17 protein-coding genes and 1 other annotated feature are annotated in these 16,899 nt (G+C 39.4%); of the genes, 13 read left to right on the forward strand and 4 right to left on the reverse strand.

Translation table 11 applies throughout. The features are described from left to right. Window positions 1–34: 34 nt before the first annotated feature. Complete coding sequence (locus QFZ31_RS26855; RefSeq protein ID WP_307308998.1) at window positions 35–547, reverse strand: gamma carbonic anhydrase family protein; 513 nt, start codon at window positions 545–547, stop codon at window positions 35–37. A gap of 80 nt (window positions 548–627) precedes the next feature. On the opposite strand from QFZ31_RS26855, the gene QFZ31_RS26860 reads away from it, so the two are divergent. Beyond that, window positions 628–1,431, forward strand: a complete 804-nt coding sequence (locus QFZ31_RS26860; protein WP_307308999.1) for an alpha/beta hydrolase — start codon at window positions 628–630, stop codon at window positions 1,429–1,431. Window positions 1,432–1,450: 19 nt separating this feature from the next. Beyond that, on the forward strand, window positions 1,451–2,533 hold the full coding sequence (locus QFZ31_RS26865) for a tetraprenyl-beta-curcumene synthase family protein (protein ID WP_307309003.1): 1,083 nt from the start codon (window positions 1,451–1,453) through the stop codon (window positions 2,531–2,533). Between the two features lie 21 nt (window positions 2,534–2,554). Here the strand turns inward: QFZ31_RS26865 and QFZ31_RS26870 are convergent, their stop codons facing one another. Both QFZ31_RS26870 and QFZ31_RS26875 read right to left on the reverse strand, forming a co-directional pair. Next, window positions 2,555–3,127, reverse strand: coding sequence for a class I SAM-dependent methyltransferase (locus QFZ31_RS26870; protein WP_307309005.1), 573 nt, complete (start codon window positions 3,125–3,127; stop codon window positions 2,555–2,557). 2 nt (window positions 3,128–3,129) lie between these two features. Continuing rightward, window positions 3,130–4,092, reverse strand: a complete 963-nt coding sequence (locus QFZ31_RS26875) for a TIGR01212 family radical SAM protein (RefSeq protein WP_307309008.1) — start codon at window positions 4,090–4,092, stop codon at window positions 3,130–3,132. Window positions 4,093–4,465: 373 nt separating this feature from the next. Between QFZ31_RS26875 and QFZ31_RS26880 the strand changes: the two genes are divergently transcribed. The 9 genes from QFZ31_RS26880 (at window position 4,466) to QFZ31_RS26920 (ending at window position 12,999) form a co-directional block, all read left to right on the forward strand. Continuing rightward, window positions 4,466–4,753 carry a YtzC family protein gene (locus tag QFZ31_RS26880; protein ID WP_179601683.1) on the forward strand — a complete coding sequence of 96 codons (288 nt, stop codon included), beginning with the start codon at window positions 4,466–4,468 and terminating at the stop codon, window positions 4,751–4,753. After that, window positions 4,750–4,929: a glycogen biosynthesis protein GlgD gene (locus QFZ31_RS26885; RefSeq protein WP_307309012.1), complete on the forward strand. Its 180-nt coding sequence runs from the start codon at window positions 4,750–4,752 to the stop codon at window positions 4,927–4,929. Before QFZ31_RS26880 ends, QFZ31_RS26885 begins: the two co-directional genes overlap by 4 nt. A gap of 623 nt (window positions 4,930–5,552) precedes the next feature. Beyond that, window positions 5,553–6,077: a NapC/NirT family cytochrome c gene (locus QFZ31_RS26890; protein ID WP_307309015.1), complete on the forward strand. Its 525-nt coding sequence runs from the start codon at window positions 5,553–5,555 to the stop codon at window positions 6,075–6,077. A 2-nt stretch (window positions 6,078–6,079) separates the two neighbouring features. Next, a complete protein-coding gene (locus QFZ31_RS26895; RefSeq protein WP_307309017.1) occupies window positions 6,080–7,540 on the forward strand; it encodes an ammonia-forming cytochrome c nitrite reductase subunit c552 in 1,461 nt (486 codons plus the stop codon). A gap of 135 nt (window positions 7,541–7,675) precedes the next feature. Continuing rightward, window positions 7,676–7,900: a hypothetical protein gene (locus tag QFZ31_RS26900; RefSeq protein WP_307309019.1), complete on the forward strand. Its 225-nt coding sequence runs from the start codon at window positions 7,676–7,678 to the stop codon at window positions 7,898–7,900. Between the two features lie 207 nt (window positions 7,901–8,107). Continuing rightward, window positions 8,108–9,304, forward strand: coding sequence for an MDR family MFS transporter (locus QFZ31_RS26905; protein ID WP_307309021.1), 1,197 nt, complete (start codon window positions 8,108–8,110; stop codon window positions 9,302–9,304). Between the two features lie 115 nt (window positions 9,305–9,419). After that, window positions 9,420–9,645: a binding site (T-box leader), on the forward strand. Between the two features lie 297 nt (window positions 9,646–9,942). Further along, a complete protein-coding gene (leuS, locus tag QFZ31_RS26910) occupies window positions 9,943–12,360 on the forward strand; it encodes a leucine--tRNA ligase (RefSeq protein ID WP_307309023.1) in 2,418 nt (805 codons plus the stop codon). A 51-nt stretch (window positions 12,361–12,411) separates the two neighbouring features. Further along, window positions 12,412–12,717 (forward strand): rhodanese-like domain-containing protein, encoded by a 306-nt coding sequence (locus QFZ31_RS26915; RefSeq protein ID WP_307309025.1) that lies wholly within the window; start codon window positions 12,412–12,414, stop codon window positions 12,715–12,717. A gap of 96 nt (window positions 12,718–12,813) precedes the next feature. Beyond that, complete coding sequence (locus QFZ31_RS26920; protein WP_179601701.1) at window positions 12,814–12,999, forward strand: sporulation protein Cse60; 186 nt, start codon at window positions 12,814–12,816, stop codon at window positions 12,997–12,999. 8 nt (window positions 13,000–13,007) lie between these two features. On the opposite strand, the gene QFZ31_RS26925 is transcribed toward QFZ31_RS26920, so the two are convergent. Beyond that, window positions 13,008–14,285: an NAD(P)/FAD-dependent oxidoreductase gene (locus tag QFZ31_RS26925; RefSeq protein ID WP_307311809.1), complete on the reverse strand. Its 1,278-nt coding sequence runs from the start codon at window positions 14,283–14,285 to the stop codon at window positions 13,008–13,010. 197 nt (window positions 14,286–14,482) lie between these two features. On the opposite strand from QFZ31_RS26925, the gene QFZ31_RS26930 reads away from it, so the two are divergent. Both QFZ31_RS26930 and QFZ31_RS26935 read left to right on the forward strand, forming a co-directional pair. After that, a complete protein-coding gene (locus QFZ31_RS26930; RefSeq protein WP_307309028.1) occupies window positions 14,483–16,105 on the forward strand; it encodes a polysaccharide biosynthesis protein in 1,623 nt (540 codons plus the stop codon). 29 nt (window positions 16,106–16,134) lie between these two features. Further along, window positions 16,135–16,854 (forward strand): 16S rRNA pseudouridine(516) synthase, encoded by a 720-nt coding sequence (locus QFZ31_RS26935; RefSeq protein WP_307309031.1) that lies wholly within the window; start codon window positions 16,135–16,137, stop codon window positions 16,852–16,854. Window positions 16,855–16,899: the final 45 nt, after the last annotated feature.

Below are 16,899 nucleotides of genomic sequence, written 5' to 3' on the forward strand. Positions count from 1 at the left end.
CCATAAGAATTTTATGGGTGCTTTTTAAATGATATTATTTCTGTAGAGACTTATAATATTGAGCCTTCTCTGCATATTCTGTATAGATTCTGTCCATTTCTTTTTTGTCATGTTCATTTAATTCTCTAATAACTTTAGCGGGTCTGCCAAATGCTAATGTATTAGGAGGAATTTTTTTTCCTTGGGGTACAAGACTGCCTGCACCGATAAAAGCACCTTCCCCGATTTCGGCCTGGTCTAGAATGATAGAGCCCATGCCAACCAATGCCTTTTTTCGAATAATACAGCTATGGAGTGTCACCTGATGACCAACGGTTACTTCATCTTCTAAAATCAATCGATTATTTGGGCTTTGGTGCAGAACGCAGTTGTCCTGAATATTTACTCTGCAACCTATGATTGTAGGCGCCACATCTCCTCTTATGACAGAATTAAACCAAACGCTGGATTCCTCACCTATTTCAACATCACCTGTAATAGTGGTGAAATCTGCTAGGAACACAGAATCAGCAATTTTAGGGTATTTGCTTTTGTACGGATAAATCATTTGGGTCGCTCCTTTTTGACTGAAATACATATTCATTCTAATATAATACTAAATAGAATTTTTTTCTAGGAGGAAAATCGATGTGGAAGTGGGAAGCAGAAGGGGAAGCGAAGGCTGTAATCGTGATGGTTCACGGTGCAATGGAACACCACCGACGTTATGGCTGGCTCATTGAAATGTGGCGCGAGTCTGGTTTTCATGTCATTATGGGCGATCTTCCTGGGCAAGGCATGACAACTAGATCCCGCAGAGGCCATATAGATTCATTTGATGAGTACATAAGTGAAGTGAAGGATTGGATAAAAGCAGCCTTCCGTTATGAAATACCTGTGTTTTTATTTGGCCATAGTATGGGCGGGTTAATTGCGATTCGTTTGCTTCAGGAAGAAAAATTTGACTTGGCAGGGGTTATTCTCTCATCACCATGTTTAGGCTTAGTACATACTCCCCCAAAGATTTTAGATATACTATCATACGGGATAAATGTGATTTTTCCTTCATTTAAAATGAATTCAGGCATAACCGTTGATATGGCTACCAGAAATCAAGATGTTATTGAGGCAGATAAAGATGATACCCTCTATATCACAAAAGTTTCTGTTAGGTGGTACCGTGAGTTGGTCGAGGCTATGAAAGAGGCGTTCCTGTCAATCGAAGGCACAAAGGATGTTCCAATGCTTGTTATGCAAGCCGGTGATGATAAAATTGTTAATAAGATACCTGTAAAGGATTGGTTTAACCATGCACCACTATCAGAAAAAAGGTTTAAAGAATGGCCAAAGCTTTATCATGAAATCTTTAATGAACCTGAACGAGATGATATATTTGAGTACGCAAAGGATTTTGTTATCAGCCAATTAAAAGCAATAGGTTACATTGTTTAAGAAAGGGAAGATAATCTCCATGATGCCAATTAGACTCATGTCGAAAGTATATCGTCGAATCATCCCAGCTGTTCATCAAGAGCTAAGGTTTTGGAGGTCCCGAGCAGAAGGTATTCCTAATGAGGAGCTTAGAACGCAGGCATTAGCGAGTATTGAACATAAAACCTTTCACTGTGAAGGTGGAGGGATTCTAGCGCTTACAGCGAATGATCAGTATAAACAGGCAGTAAAATTTATCGTTGCTTATCAAACCATTAGTGATTACTTAGATAACCTTTGCGACCGGAGTACTTCGCTTGACCCAAAGGACTTTGAAGCCCTACATGAAGCTATGCAGGATGCTCTTACACTTGAAAGTGAACCGAAAAATTATTACCGGTTTCGTGAGGATCAGAACGATGGTGGTTATTTAAATGATTTAGCAGAAACCTGCAGATCTGTTTTAGGAGAACTGAAGCATTATCATTTGATAAAAGAGTACCTGTTAGAGCTTTGCGAATATTACTGTGACTTGCAAATACACAAGCATGTAATTCAAGAAGAACGAGTACCTCGATTAGAAAAATGGTTTGAAGTCCATCAAAATAAACTTCCTGAAATGGAGTGGTACGAATTTTCTGCTTGCTCGGGTTCAACCTTGGGGATATTCTGTCTTATTTCATATGCAATGAGAGAAGATTTTCAGGCAGAGGATGCAGACAATATACGTAAAGGATATTTCCCCTACATACAAGGGCTTCATATACTGTTAGATTATTTCATTGACCAAGAAGAAGACCGTGAAGGCGGCGACCTGAATTTTTGTTTTTACTATGAGAATCAGGAAACACTGTTTAAACGTTTAAATCATTTTGTCCATGAAGCAGACAGACATACTGAATTTCTGCCCCATAAAAAGTTTCACCAGCTCATTAACCGCGGGCTGTTAGGAATTTATTTATCGGATGGAAAGGTTCGCAAACAGAAAAAGGTTCGAAAACTAGCTAGAGGCATCATAAAGACTGGTGGGATAGTCAGCTATTTCTTTTATATCAACGGACTGGTCTATCGTTCCGTTCAAAAATGGATACCTTCATTTGTAACAAGGCTAATCTTAAAATAAATAAACCAGGCAGAGCCTGGTTTATCTTTTTTCAATTGCAACAATAAATGGGGGATTATTTTGTTGATTGATAAAGCGATATTGAAGGACATGCGCACTCTTCTGATCAATATCCTGACAATAGGACAATAAAGCGTCCCGTTCAATTGCTCCCTCAGTATGACCATGGTAAATCACAAGGATAATTATTCCTTCTGGTACCATAATTTTAAGCAATTGCTCAATCGCAGAAATGGTAGTTTCAGGTCTAGTTACAACTGATTTATCACTGCCTGGTAAATAGCCTAAGTTAAAAATTGCAGCTTTTACCTTACCATGATGTTCCGCGGGTATAAGATTGGAAATCTGTTCATGACCGTTATGGAAAATGGTGACGCGATCAGCTAAACCATGTTGTTCCAATCTTTCTATACTGGTTCGAATGGCATCCTCTTGCACATCAAAACCATAAACGGTGCCATTTTCACCTACCAGGTTAGCCATAAAAACAGTATCATGACCATTTCCTAGCGTTGCATCAACTACCACATCACCACTAGTTATAGTCTTTTCAAGTAATTTCTTTGCATAAGGGAGTATCCGGTCAAGCCTCACGGTTAATTCCTCACTATACTCTTTTGATAATATTTCCCTTGATAGCTATCTCTTCTTTTTAACTCAGCGTCGATGGCATTTAATACTTCCCACTTGTTTACACTCCACATAGGTCCCACCATTAAATCAATCGGTCCATCACCAGTAATCCGATGAACAATCATTTCCGGCGGTAAAATTTCTAATTGGTCACATACTAAATTTACATAATCCTCTTGAGCGAGAAATTTGAGCATGCCTTTTTCATACTGTTTCACCATTGGAGTGCCTTTTAGTAAGTGAAGCAAGTGAATCTTTATTCCTTGGACATCAAGCTTAGCCACTTCTCTTGCTGTTTCCATCATCATTTCATATGATTCAAGCGGCAATCCATTAATAATATGGGAACAAATTCGGATGCCATGTTTTCGCAGCTTATTAACACCTTCGACATAACATTGAAAATCATGGGCGCGATTGATTAATAATGCCGTACGTTCATGTACCGTTTGCAAGCCAAGCTCAACCCATAGATACGTTCTTTGGTTTAGTTCAGCTAAATATTCAACCACATCATCTGGAAGGCAATCAGGACGAGTTGCAATCGATAAACCAACTACTCCTTCCTGTTTAAGAACCTTTTCAAATTTTTCGCGAAGGACTTCAACCGGTGCATGCGTATTGGTATACGCTTGAAAGTAGGCCATATATTTGCCATCTTTCCATTTGGTATGCATTTTTTCCTTTATTTCAAGGAATTGGGTCTCTAAATCATCCGCACGGTCACCGGCAAAATCACCTGATCCTGCAGCACTGCAAAAAGTACAGCCGCCGTGTGCAACCGTACCGTCACGGTTTGGGCAATCAAAGCCGCCATCTAAAGCAACCTTAAAAACTTTATGGCCAAATTGCTGGCGTAAGTGATAGTTCCATGTATGGTAACGTTTATCGTCAGTAGCATATGGAAAAGGGTTGGTCTGAGTCAATTCAGAAACCTCCTTTGAGATTTTTATTGTGATAAAGCAAATTGTTTATTTGCACCCTGTTGATTTGTGCGGAAGGTGCGAAGACTCCTGCGGGAGGACGGGTCTGGGGAGACCCCACAGGCGCTTATGCGCCGAGGAGGCTCCCCGGACCGCCCGCGGAAAGCGAAGCACCTGGAGCACATATCAACAGGCCAATTTAACAGCCATTTTTTTAAGCATAAAGTCAATTTTATCATGAAAATATTCGCTTATCCAACTGAATTGTTTACCAGTAATTATCACGTTATAGGAACAGGGAGAGAGAACAAAATAAGATATGAAGCACTTTGACTCATTGAGGGAAGTGTTTTACCAAAAAGAAGGGGGTCCTTAGATGGCTACTCGTGCTTCAATGGATGCTTTAATACAGCAATGTGAGGATGTTATTCGCTATGCACAGGATCAATTAAAAGAAAGCAGCCTTCAAGAACATTACAACAATGATGATTACACGAACGCCTTACAGCAGCTTGAACAAACCTATCAAGATATTGCGAAAATGGCTCATAGTGCGAATGGGCAGCAGCGGGATCAACTCCATCGGATGAGACTTCAAATTCAGCAGCTTCAAAATAATATGATTTTAGAGGGTCAGGCATTTAGAGGAGGAGATCTTTCTTGAAAAAGCGATCTAAACAACAAAACCCTGAACAAAAAACCCGGAATGGGAATAACAACCAGGATCTTGAGCTTGGTCAGGATGTTGATCTTGTTAAACAATCAAAAGAGAAATATGAAAAATCTGGCGGCCAGCCGGTAAAGTCGAAGTTCCATCAAGAAAAGGATCAATCATCTTAAAAATCGCTATCAGACCTTCAACGTCCTGTTGAAGGTCTTTTTGTGATAAAAAAACCATAAAAACACTGTGATAATAAGGTAATATTGCTGTTCACAAATTAGAAATAACTCAATATCATTTTGTGATTTTGGTCACAGAATGGGTTTGGGTATCATGGGATAAATAAAGTATGAATTTTCAACCGTATGTGGTTAGTAATGATGAGTCTTGTGAATGGATTCACAAAAAATTCACAAGTTGAGAGGAAGCAACTGCGATGAAAAAATTATGGCTGACCATAAATATACTCCTGTGCTTTTTGCTGCTGTTAAATCCTGCAGTTACATCCGGTGAGTATCAAAACATCTTAAAAATGGAGGAACTTTGAATAAAAGTAATGCCGGAATTTGCTTACCATCCCAATGCGATTTATTCAATATTTCATTTATACAACCCCTTAATGCAAAAAAGGTAGTGCTTACTCCGGCGTTTACTAGCAGCAGGTGTATTTGCTTATTTTGTTAAAAGAAAACGAAGGAACAATTAACGTTGCAAGATCATTCCTTTTGGCAATAAAGTACAAAAGTACTTTGTTCAATAAATTAGAGAGAAATTGAGAATCTATATTGTGGGAGGTGAAAGGATGTTAAAAAAATCGTTTAAAAAATTATTGGCAATTGATAAAAGAGTTTTACTTTTAGGTGCTCTTTTAGCCGGCGTACTCTTTTCCTTTGGAACTGTTAAAACAATGGCCTACCTAGATTCACCTGGTTTTTGTCAAAACTGTCATACCATGAAATCTGTTTATACGTCATTTGTGGATTCCACTCATGCCGAATTGCAGTGTAATGACTGCCATTTACCACATGAAAGTGAGGCAGGGAAATTATTTTTTAAGGTCCGCGCCGGGATGACACATATTTTTTATAACACCCTGGGTACTGAAGATATTCCAGACAGAATTTATGCGACAACACGGACATTGAGGGTTATTAATAAAAACTGTGCAGAGTGTCATAAGAGCACCATTGATAATGTCTCACATGACGCGAAAGAAAACTGTATGTCATGTCACCAGACTGTACCTCATGAAAGCGACTTCAAAGATGATAGTTATGATCAGCCGCCTAAGTCCGGTGAATTATTAAAAAATAAGGGAGGATTTTAAGAATGAATAGGTTCCGTTACGGGGCATACCTCCTTCTACTAGTATTTGTTCTCACCATTACTGGCTGCAGCAATTCCAGTGAGAATGCAGGTGAAAAAACGGCAAGTGCTAAGGAAGCGACGGGGAAAACAGGCCTTTCTAAAGATGAAATAAGCAATGAAGCTTTTAAGGAGTTATTTCCACTTCAATATAATAGCTATATGAAAAATGAAAAAATGGAAGATACTACTTACGGAGGTTCTGTGAAACGTAGTAAGTATGATCCAGATAAAGAGCCTTTACTTCCGGTTCTTTTCAATGGTTATGGGTTTGCAACAGAGTATAATGAAGAACGTGGGCACGTTTATGCTCTTGAAGATATTCGCAATGTTAAGCGGATTACCGATAAATCTGTTGGTTCTTGTTATACGTGTAAATCCACAGCAGTCCCTAAAATGATTGAAGAAATGGGCGACGATTATTGGGGAGCCAATTTTAATCAAGAGATTTGGCCAAAAGGGGAAGCAATGGGACACTCACCAATTGGATGTTCTGACTGCCATGATCCCGAAACAATGGACTTACGCGTAACACGACCAAGCTTCTACAAAGCATTAGAGGCACAAGGAGTAGATACTTCTAATCCAACTAAAAATGATATGCGAAGCTATGTTTGCGGCCAGTGTCATGTAGAATATTATTTTGCAGCTGATAACAGTGAAGTTACTTTCCCGTGGTCAGAGGGCTTTAAGCCAGAAGACATGTATGAATACTATAATACGGTTGCTAAAGATGAAGGATTTGAGAAGGATTGGGTTCACAATATCTCTGGAGCACCAATGTTAAAATCTCAGCATCCTGAATATGAAACTCATACTTCCGGAACCCACGGTAAGGCGAATGTATCCTGTGCGGACTGTCATATGCCATATGAGCGTGTAGATGGAAAAAGAAAAATCACATCACATTATTGGACCTCACCACTTAAGACAATGGATACATCTTGTGGACAGTGTCATGGTGATCGTGATCTAGATAAATTAAAAGACCGTGTTCTCGAAATTCAAGAAGCTAACATAAGTGCACTACATGAGGCACAGGATATTTCAACCACAGCACACTATTATATTAATAAGATGATTACTTCAGGAGTCAGCCAAGACAAGATTAAGCAGTCTCAAGAATTTGTACGTAAAGGTCAATGGTTCTGGGATATTATTGCGGCAGAAAACTCTTCAGGCTTCCACAATCCACAGGGTTCTATGGATTCGTTAAGAGAATCAGTTGTACAATCAAACAATGCGATTCGCCTTGCAACAGAGGAGCTAGTGAAAAAAGGTGTCAGCATGGAAGAACTTAATTCTGAAATTGAAAAAGTGAAAACAGCTTTCCAAGGAGAAACTGTAAACGAGAAGAAGAAGGATCATGCCGTAAACAGCTACTTCCCTGCTCAGCAGCCAGTAGTGCCGGCAGTAAAAAAATAGACCCTTTCATCCATTTTCTTAATCGTCCCGCTAAGAAGGATTAAAAGAAGTCAATAAAACTTATTTGGTATTGGTCTAAAATGAAGGGGATTTAAATATTTTATAAGGTAAATCCTTATGAAATAGGTGAGGCTCATGTATGTTGTCCACTTTTTTGAAGACAAAGTAGAGATATTAAATCAGCTTCTTGGAAGTGTTCCAGCTCTAGGTGATCCGCTTACAATTAAAGGTCGTAAAGGGAAAGTCACTGGTGTTAATCAGGTTGATGACAAACATGTTCATGTACAGATTACCGTTGAAAAGGTGGCTGCTAAAAATAAACCTACAGCCGCCGACCTATCAAAAAAGAAAAAAAGATAAGTACCAAAGCCCTTTTTATTGAAGGGCTTTTTCTTTTTTGTGATAGCTTTACTATTTTAAAAAAATTATATTTCCGCTTTATGTAATATTGTTTAATAATACAAAATTAATATTTAACCGCTGAAAGAAAAAGATTGTCAGGAATCTCGAATGGGTCTAAAATATATTTTTGGAACTTGTTATTGTTATTGTAAAGGAGCGTTTTTCATGCCACGTGCCTTATGGCTCTTAATTATTGGGATGGCAGTGAATGTAACAGGCAATTCTTTTTTATGGCCTTTAAATACAATCTATATTCACGATCATTTAGGTAAGTCTTTATCGATTGCAGGAGTTGTTTTGATGCTAAACTCCGCTGCAAGCGTCATTGGAAATCTTTATGGCGGAAGTCTTTTTGATAAAATCGGTGGCTACAAATCTATTCTTCTAGGAATAGGTATATCCCTTTCAGCCCTAATAGGGTTAACTTTCTGGCATGGCTGGCCGGAATATATTGTTTTCCTTACCATTATTGGATTTGGAAGTGGAGTCACATTCCCAGCCATGTATGCGATGGCGGGAATGGTTTGGAAGGAAGGTGGACGTAAAGCTTTTAATGCTGTTTATATTGCGCAAAACGTTGGGGTAGCGGTCGGAGCCGCACTTGGCGGCATTCTTGCCGATTACTCATTTGAATTAATCTTCCTTGCTAACACGGTTATGTATATTATCTTTTTACTAATCGCTATTTTTGGCTATAAAGGGATTTCAACTGGTTCTGCCAAACAAGCCAATAACCTTCAGGATGTAGCACTTGAAAAGCAAAGAAATAATCTCCTTGCTTTATTGATTTTATGTTCGGGTTATTTGCTATGCTGGGTTGGCTACGTTCAATGGATGACAACGATTGCTTCTTATACTCAGGAAATTAATATATCTTTATCCCAATACAGCCTCCTATGGACGATAAACGGTGCATTAATTGTTCTTGGTCAGCCATTATTAAATGGCTTGCTTAAGCGTCTTGCTGCCACGCTAAAGGTACAAATCCTCATCGGGATTGCTATATTTATTGTTTCATTCCTTATAGCAGGAAATGCAAGCGCATTTTCAGGATTTCTAGTAGCGATGATTATTTTAACCATTGGGGAAATGTTTATTTGGCCGGCAGTACCTACAATTGCCTTTGGCCTAGCACCAAAAGGGCGCGAAGGATTTTATCAAGGAATTGTTAATAGTACTGCTACCGGGGGAAGAATGATTGGACCTTTACTTGGCGGAATGCTCGTCGATTTGTACAGTATGTCAGCACTATTCCTTGTCTTAATTGGCTTATTCTTTATCGCGATTGTAACAACCTTTTTGTATGATCGTATTTTAAAATCAAGAAAAAAATTATTAGATAAAAATTTGCCGGTCTCATGATGAGTCCGGTTTTTATTTGTTTAAAAATAAATACTATAGGACATACTGATTTGGGTGAATGTTTACTTGCATACTGACGGGAAATTTATTACAATAACCGTAATACTTTTTATATTAAAAGACAGTGATTAGGAATAGTAATGATTCATATCCGTTTTTAGAGAGTTGACGGCTGGTGGAAGTCAATCGGGTACATCATGAACTCGCCTATGAGTTGCAAACATGAACGGAACAGTAATGTTTGCCGTATTCCGCGTTAAGGATGAATGAAGCGAGTGTTTTACAACACTAATGTGGGTGGTACCGCGGGAAGATACATAGACAATCCTCTCGTCCCTTTTTTGGGATGAGGGGTTTTTTTAATTTTTTGGCTGTATTAAAGGTGAATCTTGATTTTAGAACCTGTTGATTTGTGCGGAAGGTGCGAGACTCCTGCAGGAGGACGGGACAGGGGAGACCCCGCAGGCGCTTTAGCGCCGAGGAGGCTACCCGAACCGCCTGCGGAAAGCGAAGCACCTCGTGACAGGCAAAAACCGCCTGTCCCTGCGGTGATTATTCGAAGAAGATTTCCTTAGTGGAGCACAAATCAACAGCCAAATTTAACACAGCTTATTTTTTTAAGAAGGAAGGAACTGACAATGAGTTTCGATCATCAGCATATCGAGAAAAAGTGGCAAAAGAAATGGGAAGAAGAAAAGACATTTAAAACAAGTGAAGAATTTGATAAACCAAACTTCTACGCATTAGATATGTTTCCTTATCCATCGGGAGCAGGACTACATGTAGGACACCCTGAAGGCTACACCGCTACAGATATTCTTGCACGCCTAAAGAGAATGCAAGGATATAATGTTCTACATCCAATGGGCTGGGATGCATTTGGTTTACCTGCAGAGCAATATGCATTAGATACTGGAAACGACCCAGCAGAATTCACAGAAAAGAATATTAACACGTTCCGCAGACAAATTAAATCATTAGGTTTCTCATACGACTGGGATCGTGAAGTAAATACAACAGATCCGGAATACTATAAATGGACACAATGGATTTTCTTGAAGCTTTGGGAAAAAGGTCTTGCGTATATTGATGAAGTAGCGGTTAACTGGTGCCCGGCACTTGGTACCGTATTGGCAAATGAAGAAGTCATTGATGGTAAGAGTGAACGCGGTGGACACCCTGTTGAACGCAGACCAATGAAGCAGTGGATGTTAAAAATTACTGCATACGGTGATCGTTTACTAGAGGACTTAGAAGAGCTTGACTGGCCAGAGAGTCTTAAAGAAATGCAACGCAACTGGATAGGCCGATCTGAGGGTGCTGAAGTGACCTTTGCTATTGATGGACATGATGAAACATTTACTGTGTTTACGACTCGTCCTGATACCCTTTTTGGTGCAACATATGCGGTGCTTGCTCCTGAACATTCTTTTGTTGATAAAATTACAACAGCGGAGCAGCGGGCAGCAGTTGATGCATATTTAGATAAAGTAAAGACGAAGAGTGATCTTGAGCGAACAGATCTTGCGAAAGAAAAAACAGGTGTTTTTACTGGTGCGTATGCTATCAATCCTGCAAATGGCGAAAAAATGCCAATCTGGATTGCTGATTATGTATTAGTAAGCTATGGTACGGGTGCCATCATGGCGGTACCGGCACATGATGAGCGCGACTATGAGTTTGCAAAACAATTTGACCTTCCGATCAAGCAAGTGGTAGCGGGAGGAAGTGTTGAAACTGAAGCGTATACAGGTGATGGCGAGCATATTAACTCTGAATTCTTAAATGGGTTAAATAAAGAAGAAGCAATCACCAAGATGATTTCCTGGTTGGAAGAAAAGGGAATTGGTACGAAGAAGGTAACGTTCCGTCTACGCGATTGGCTGTTCAGCCGCCAGCGTTATTGGGGTGAGCCGATTCCAATTATCCATTGGGAAGATGGTACGATGACTGCCGTTCCAGAAGATCAGCTGCCGTTAACGTTACCGAAAACAACCAATATTAAGCCTTCTGGAACGGGAGAATCACCGCTTGCCGTGATTGAAGATTGGGTAAACGTCGTGGACCCAGAAACCGGTAAGAAGGGCCGTCGCGAAACAAATACAATGCCTCAATGGGCAGGAAGCTGCTGGTATTATTTACGCTATATTGATCCAAAAAATGATCAAGCACTTGCTTCAAAAGAAAAATTAGAACACTGGCTTCCTGTTGATGTATACATTGGCGGGGCAGAACACGCTGTTCTTCACTTATTGTACGCTCGTTTCTGGCACAAGGTCCTTTGTGATATCGGCGTTGTATCAACAAAAGAACCATTCCAAAAACTGTTCAACCAAGGAATGATTCTTGGTGAAAACAATGAAAAGATGAGTAAATCAAAAGGGAATGTTGTAAATCCTGATGATATCGTTGACAGCCATGGCGCAGATACACTTCGTTTATATGAAATGTTTATGGGACCACTTGACGCTTCAATCGCATGGTCTACAAATGGTCTTGATGGATCCCGACGTTTCCTTGATCGGATTTGGCGTTTGATGGTGGAGGAAAATGGAGAATTAAATCCTAAAATTCAAGAGAATGAAGAAGCCTCTAATTTAGAAAAGGTTTACCATCAAACAGTGAAAAAGGTAACCGAGGATTATGAAGGCTTAAGATTTAATACCGCGATTTCACAAATGATGGTATTTATTAACGAAGCATATAAAGCAACTGTTCTTCCAAAGCACTACATGGAAGGTTTTGTGAAAATGCTTGCCCCAGTAGCTCCTCATGTTGCTGAAGAACTTTGGGAGAAGCTAGGGTCTAGCGGTACGATTGCATATGAAACTTGGCCAGCATATGATGAAGCGAAATTAGTGGATGATGAAGTTGAAATTGTCATCCAAGTGAATGGGAAGGTAAAGACTAAATTACTTGTACCGACAGATGCCAGCAAAGAGGCATTAGAAGGAATTGCAATGGACGATGAACGAGTAAAAGAACAAATCGAAGGTAAAACGATTCGCAAAGTGATCACTGTTCCTGGTAAACTTGTTAATATCGTAGCTAATTAATTGGGAATCCCCCTGTTCAGCAGGGGGGAACCCTTAAATAGGGGTGGAATTATGGATGAAATTCAGATTATTACGCCAGAGGAATTAAAGAAAAAGCTCGAAGAAGGGGAAAAACTTGAGCTTGTAGACGTAAGGGAAGATGAAGAGGTAGCACAAGGCATGATTCCGGGTGCCAAACATATCAAAATGGGCGAAATTCCTGCTAACCTCGACTATTTTGACAAAGATAAAGAATATATCTTTATATGCCGTTCTAGCCATCGCAGTGGAAATGTATGCTACTACCTGCAGGGACAAGGCTATAAAGTTCGTAATATGATTGGCGGAATGCTTGCATGGCCAGGAGAGGTAGAATAAACGATTCCATTAGAGGAATCGTTTTTTTTATGCATATAATTTTTAATTTTCAGAAAAAGTGGGAAGAATGTTAGAAAACCCAAAGGAGGGAGTCCAATGATTCAGGTTAAATTGTTCGACCGTGAGCATGAAAAAGATTTAGAAAAGGAAATGAACCGCTTTTTAAGGGGTCTTGATGAAAAGAAATTACTGGATATTAAATATAACGTAGCAGCATTACCAGAGGATGAAGAGGAAGATCAAATCTATTGTTTTTCAGCAATGATTATTTACAAGGCCTGATAAAATGATCAGGCCTGATATGATTTCTTTGCAGAAATAGCTGCATTGGTCCCGGCAAGCCGCCCTGTAACCAGTGCTGAGGTAATGTTGTATCCACCTGTATACCCATGGACATCAAGAATCTCACCGCAAAAGTACAGACCACCCATCAATTTTGATCCCATTGTCTGCGGTTCAATTTCTTTGACGGAAACGCCGCCGCCGGTTACGAATGCCTTTTCCAACGGTAAGGTGCCATTTACTTTAATTAAGAATTGTTTACAGCTTTTCACAAAGGTGCGAATTTTCTCATTTGAAATCGTTGCGCCCTGTTCTGACGGATCAATTTCATTCCGCTCCAGCAGAAACAAAAGATACCGTTCAGGGACAAGCCCTTTTAATGTGTTTTTTATGCTTTTTTTCGGCTCGCTTTTGACGAGTTTCACAATTTCTTGAAAAAACTCTTCTTCTTTTTTATCTGGAATCACATCAAGACTCATGGTAGCCTCGTGTAACTTCCACTTTTTCATTGCCTTCACCACAAATTGACTGCAGCGAAGGACTGCTGGACCACTAAGTCCGAAATGGGTAAAAATCATATCCATCCTGTGTGTGATAATCGCTTTTCCTTTTGGATTCAGTACACTTAACTCAATATCCCGTAATGACAGACCCTGGAGTGATTTATTTTTAATAAAGGGTTCATTTGAGGTGACAGGCACCTCAGTAGGAAACAGTTCCGTAATGGTATGACCGGCTTTTTCAGCCCATGCATAGCCGTCTCCAGTAGAGCCAGTATGAGGAACTGATTTACCGCCGACTGCTATGACAACAGATTTTGCTTCAATTTCAGTGCAGTTTTTTAATTTGACAGAAGAAACATGACCATCTTTATAAACAACATCCGCAACGGGGCTATTGGTGTATACCTTCACCTTAAGCTTTTCTAATTGGTCCAAAAGGGCATCGACCACTGACTGGGCTTTATTCGAAACCGGGAACATCCTGCCATGGTCTTCTTCCTTTAAGGCAATCCCCAATTTTTCAAAGAACTTAATAATATCTTCATTACTAAATATTGAAAAAGCACTGTATAAAAATTTCCCGTTACCAGGCAAATGTTTAATGATTTCCTCAACAGGGAGACGATTGGTGACATTACAGCGGCCGCCTCCGGAAATCGCCAGCTTCCTTCCAAGCTTGTCTCCTTTATCAATTAATAGGACGTTTAACCCCTTTTCTCCAGCTGCAATCGCAGCCATTAGACCTGAGGGTCCACCGCCGATTACAACAACATCATACTCCATACATCCACCAACTTTATGTAAATTCATTTCCTGCACATTCTTCCATTATAAACATATTTTACGAAATTTAGCACGGCTGTTAGTGGCATCGAAGCAAAAAGAGTTGTAAACTACTAATAGTGTGCAAAATTGTGTTTTCCTAAAGATTGCTCATATACACACAAACTTTTTCTTCACTGGGAAGGGATCCTAATTTTATGTCGTCAAAGCTTATAAGAGGAACATTTATTTTAACATTGGGTACCATTATTTCCAAGGTACTTGGCTTGTTATATGTCATACCCTTTTATCAAATTGTAGGCTCAGAAGGAACAGCATTGTACCAGTATTCTTACATACCCTACACGATCTTTATAAGTATAGCCACAGCGGGTGTGCCGCTTGCTGTTTCAAAATTTATTTCAAAGTATAATGCACTTGAAGAATATGCGGTTGGGCGTAGATTGTTCAAATCTGGGCTAGTTATGATGCTTTTAACGGGAATCGTTTCATTTTTAATTTTGTATTTTTCAGCACCGTTAATAGCTGACATGATTATCTCCGAAAAAGATGATGTCGAATCAAGGGTAAACGATATCATCACGGTTATTCGTGCTGTAAGTTTTGCATTGATTGTTATCCCGTTTATGAGTTTAATTAGAGGATTTTTTCAAGGGCATCAATCAATGGGACCATCCGCTGTATCTCAAGTGGTAGAACAAATTGTTCGGATTACCTTCACACTTGCAGGAGCCTATATCGTCATAAATTTTTTAAATGGAAGTATTGTAACAGCCGTAAGTGTTGCGACCTTTGCTGCGTTTGTTGGGGCAATTGGCAGTTTGGTGGTTTTATTTTGGTACTGGTATAAACGAAAACCACATTTAGACGAGCTTCTCCAACACGATAAAGGAACTGCACAAGTATCGTTAAAGGAAATTTATAAAGAAATCATTATATATGCAGCTCCGTTTGTATTTGTTGGGGTTGCCAATCCATTATTTCAAGCGATTGATCAAGTGACTTTTACCCGTGCAATGGAGGAGATTGGTAATAGTTATAAAGCGGCGGAGGCTGCATTCTCTATTCTAAATTTTGAATCCCATAAAATTGTGATTATCCCTGTATCTCTTGCGACAGGTTTCTCATTGGCTCTTGTTCCAAGTATCACGAAGGCATTTGTTGAAGGTGATCGGAATGCGTTAAAACAGCAATTAAATCAAACCTTCCAAGTCTTATTGTTCTTAACACTGCCGGCAGCAATCGGACTTTCTATTTTAGCAGAGCCGATCTACACGATATTTTATGAGCATAAAGAGCTTGGATTCGAAGTACTAAGAGCCTATGCCCCAGTTGGAATTTTATTTTCTTTATTTTTAGTAACGAGTTCCATTCTGCAGGGAATCAATGAACAACGATGGACAGTATTAAGTTTGTTAGTAGGTTTACTTATTAAATTGTCGCTTAATATTTCGCTAATTACGATGTTTGAAACAAAAGGTGCTGTATACGCAACAGCTCTTGGATACATTGGAGCGATAGTGATTCAATTACTTGTTATTAAGAATTATGCAAAATATCCATTTTTATTTGTTTGGAGAAGGAGCTTGTTAATCGTTATTTTTGCTGGAATTATGTGGGCTGGGACCGAAATCGTTTATCAGCTCCTATTGTTCGTTCTAACTCCGGAGTCTAAGTTCCAATCACTAGTAATGATCATTGCTTGTGCAGGTGTAGGAGCTGTCATCTATTTTTACCTTGGATTAAAAACCGGACTTGTAAACAGACTATTTGGTGATAGGGTTGACCGAATTAAGCGGAAATTAAGATTGACCAATTAAACTCCTAAAAAATGAAGGAGGATTACGCTTTGAGAATCGATAAAATGCTCGCTAATTTAGGTTTTGGCAGTCGAAAAGAAGTAAAGCAGCTTTTAAAAAGCGGAGCTGTTAAAGTTGACGATGTGGTCGTAAAAGACCCTAAACTGCATGTAGATACAAATAATCAAATTGTTACCTTAAACGGTGATGTAATTGAATATAAAGAATTTATCTATTTAATGATGAACAAACCACAAGGCGTATTGTCAGCAACAGAGGATAGCGCTCAGGAGACAGTTATTGATTTATTGGAACTAGAGGACCAAGTATATGAGCCTTTTCCAGTCGGACGATTGGACAAGGATACCGAAGGCTTATTACTGATTACAAATGATGGTCAATTGGCTCATAAGCTGTTATCACCAAAAAAACATGTTCCGAAGACTTATTTTGCAGTGATAGACCAAGAGGTAACGGATGAAGACGTAAAGGCTTTTGCAGAGGGAGTTACCCTTGATGATGGGTACGAAACAAAACCAGGTGAGCTCAAAATTTTGAAATCCGGTATACGTTCAGACATCGAACTGACGATCACCGAAGGGAAGTTCCATCAAGTCAAAAGAATGTTTGAAGCCGTTGGAAAGAAAGTTGTTTACCTAAAACGGATTTCTATGGGACCCTTACCACTTGATGAAACACTTGAACTAGGGGAGTATAGAGAACTAACGGATGAAGAGATAGAATTACTGAGGGACTACCAGGTGAAATAAAGCCAACATAAGGAAAAGGACAAGGCATCGTGCCTTGTCCTTTTC

The sequence above is a fragment of the Neobacillus niacini genome (genome assembly GCF_030817595.1).
In the GTDB taxonomy this organism is placed as follows: Bacteria; Bacillota; Bacilli; order Bacillales; family Cytobacillaceae; genus Neobacillus; species Neobacillus niacini_G.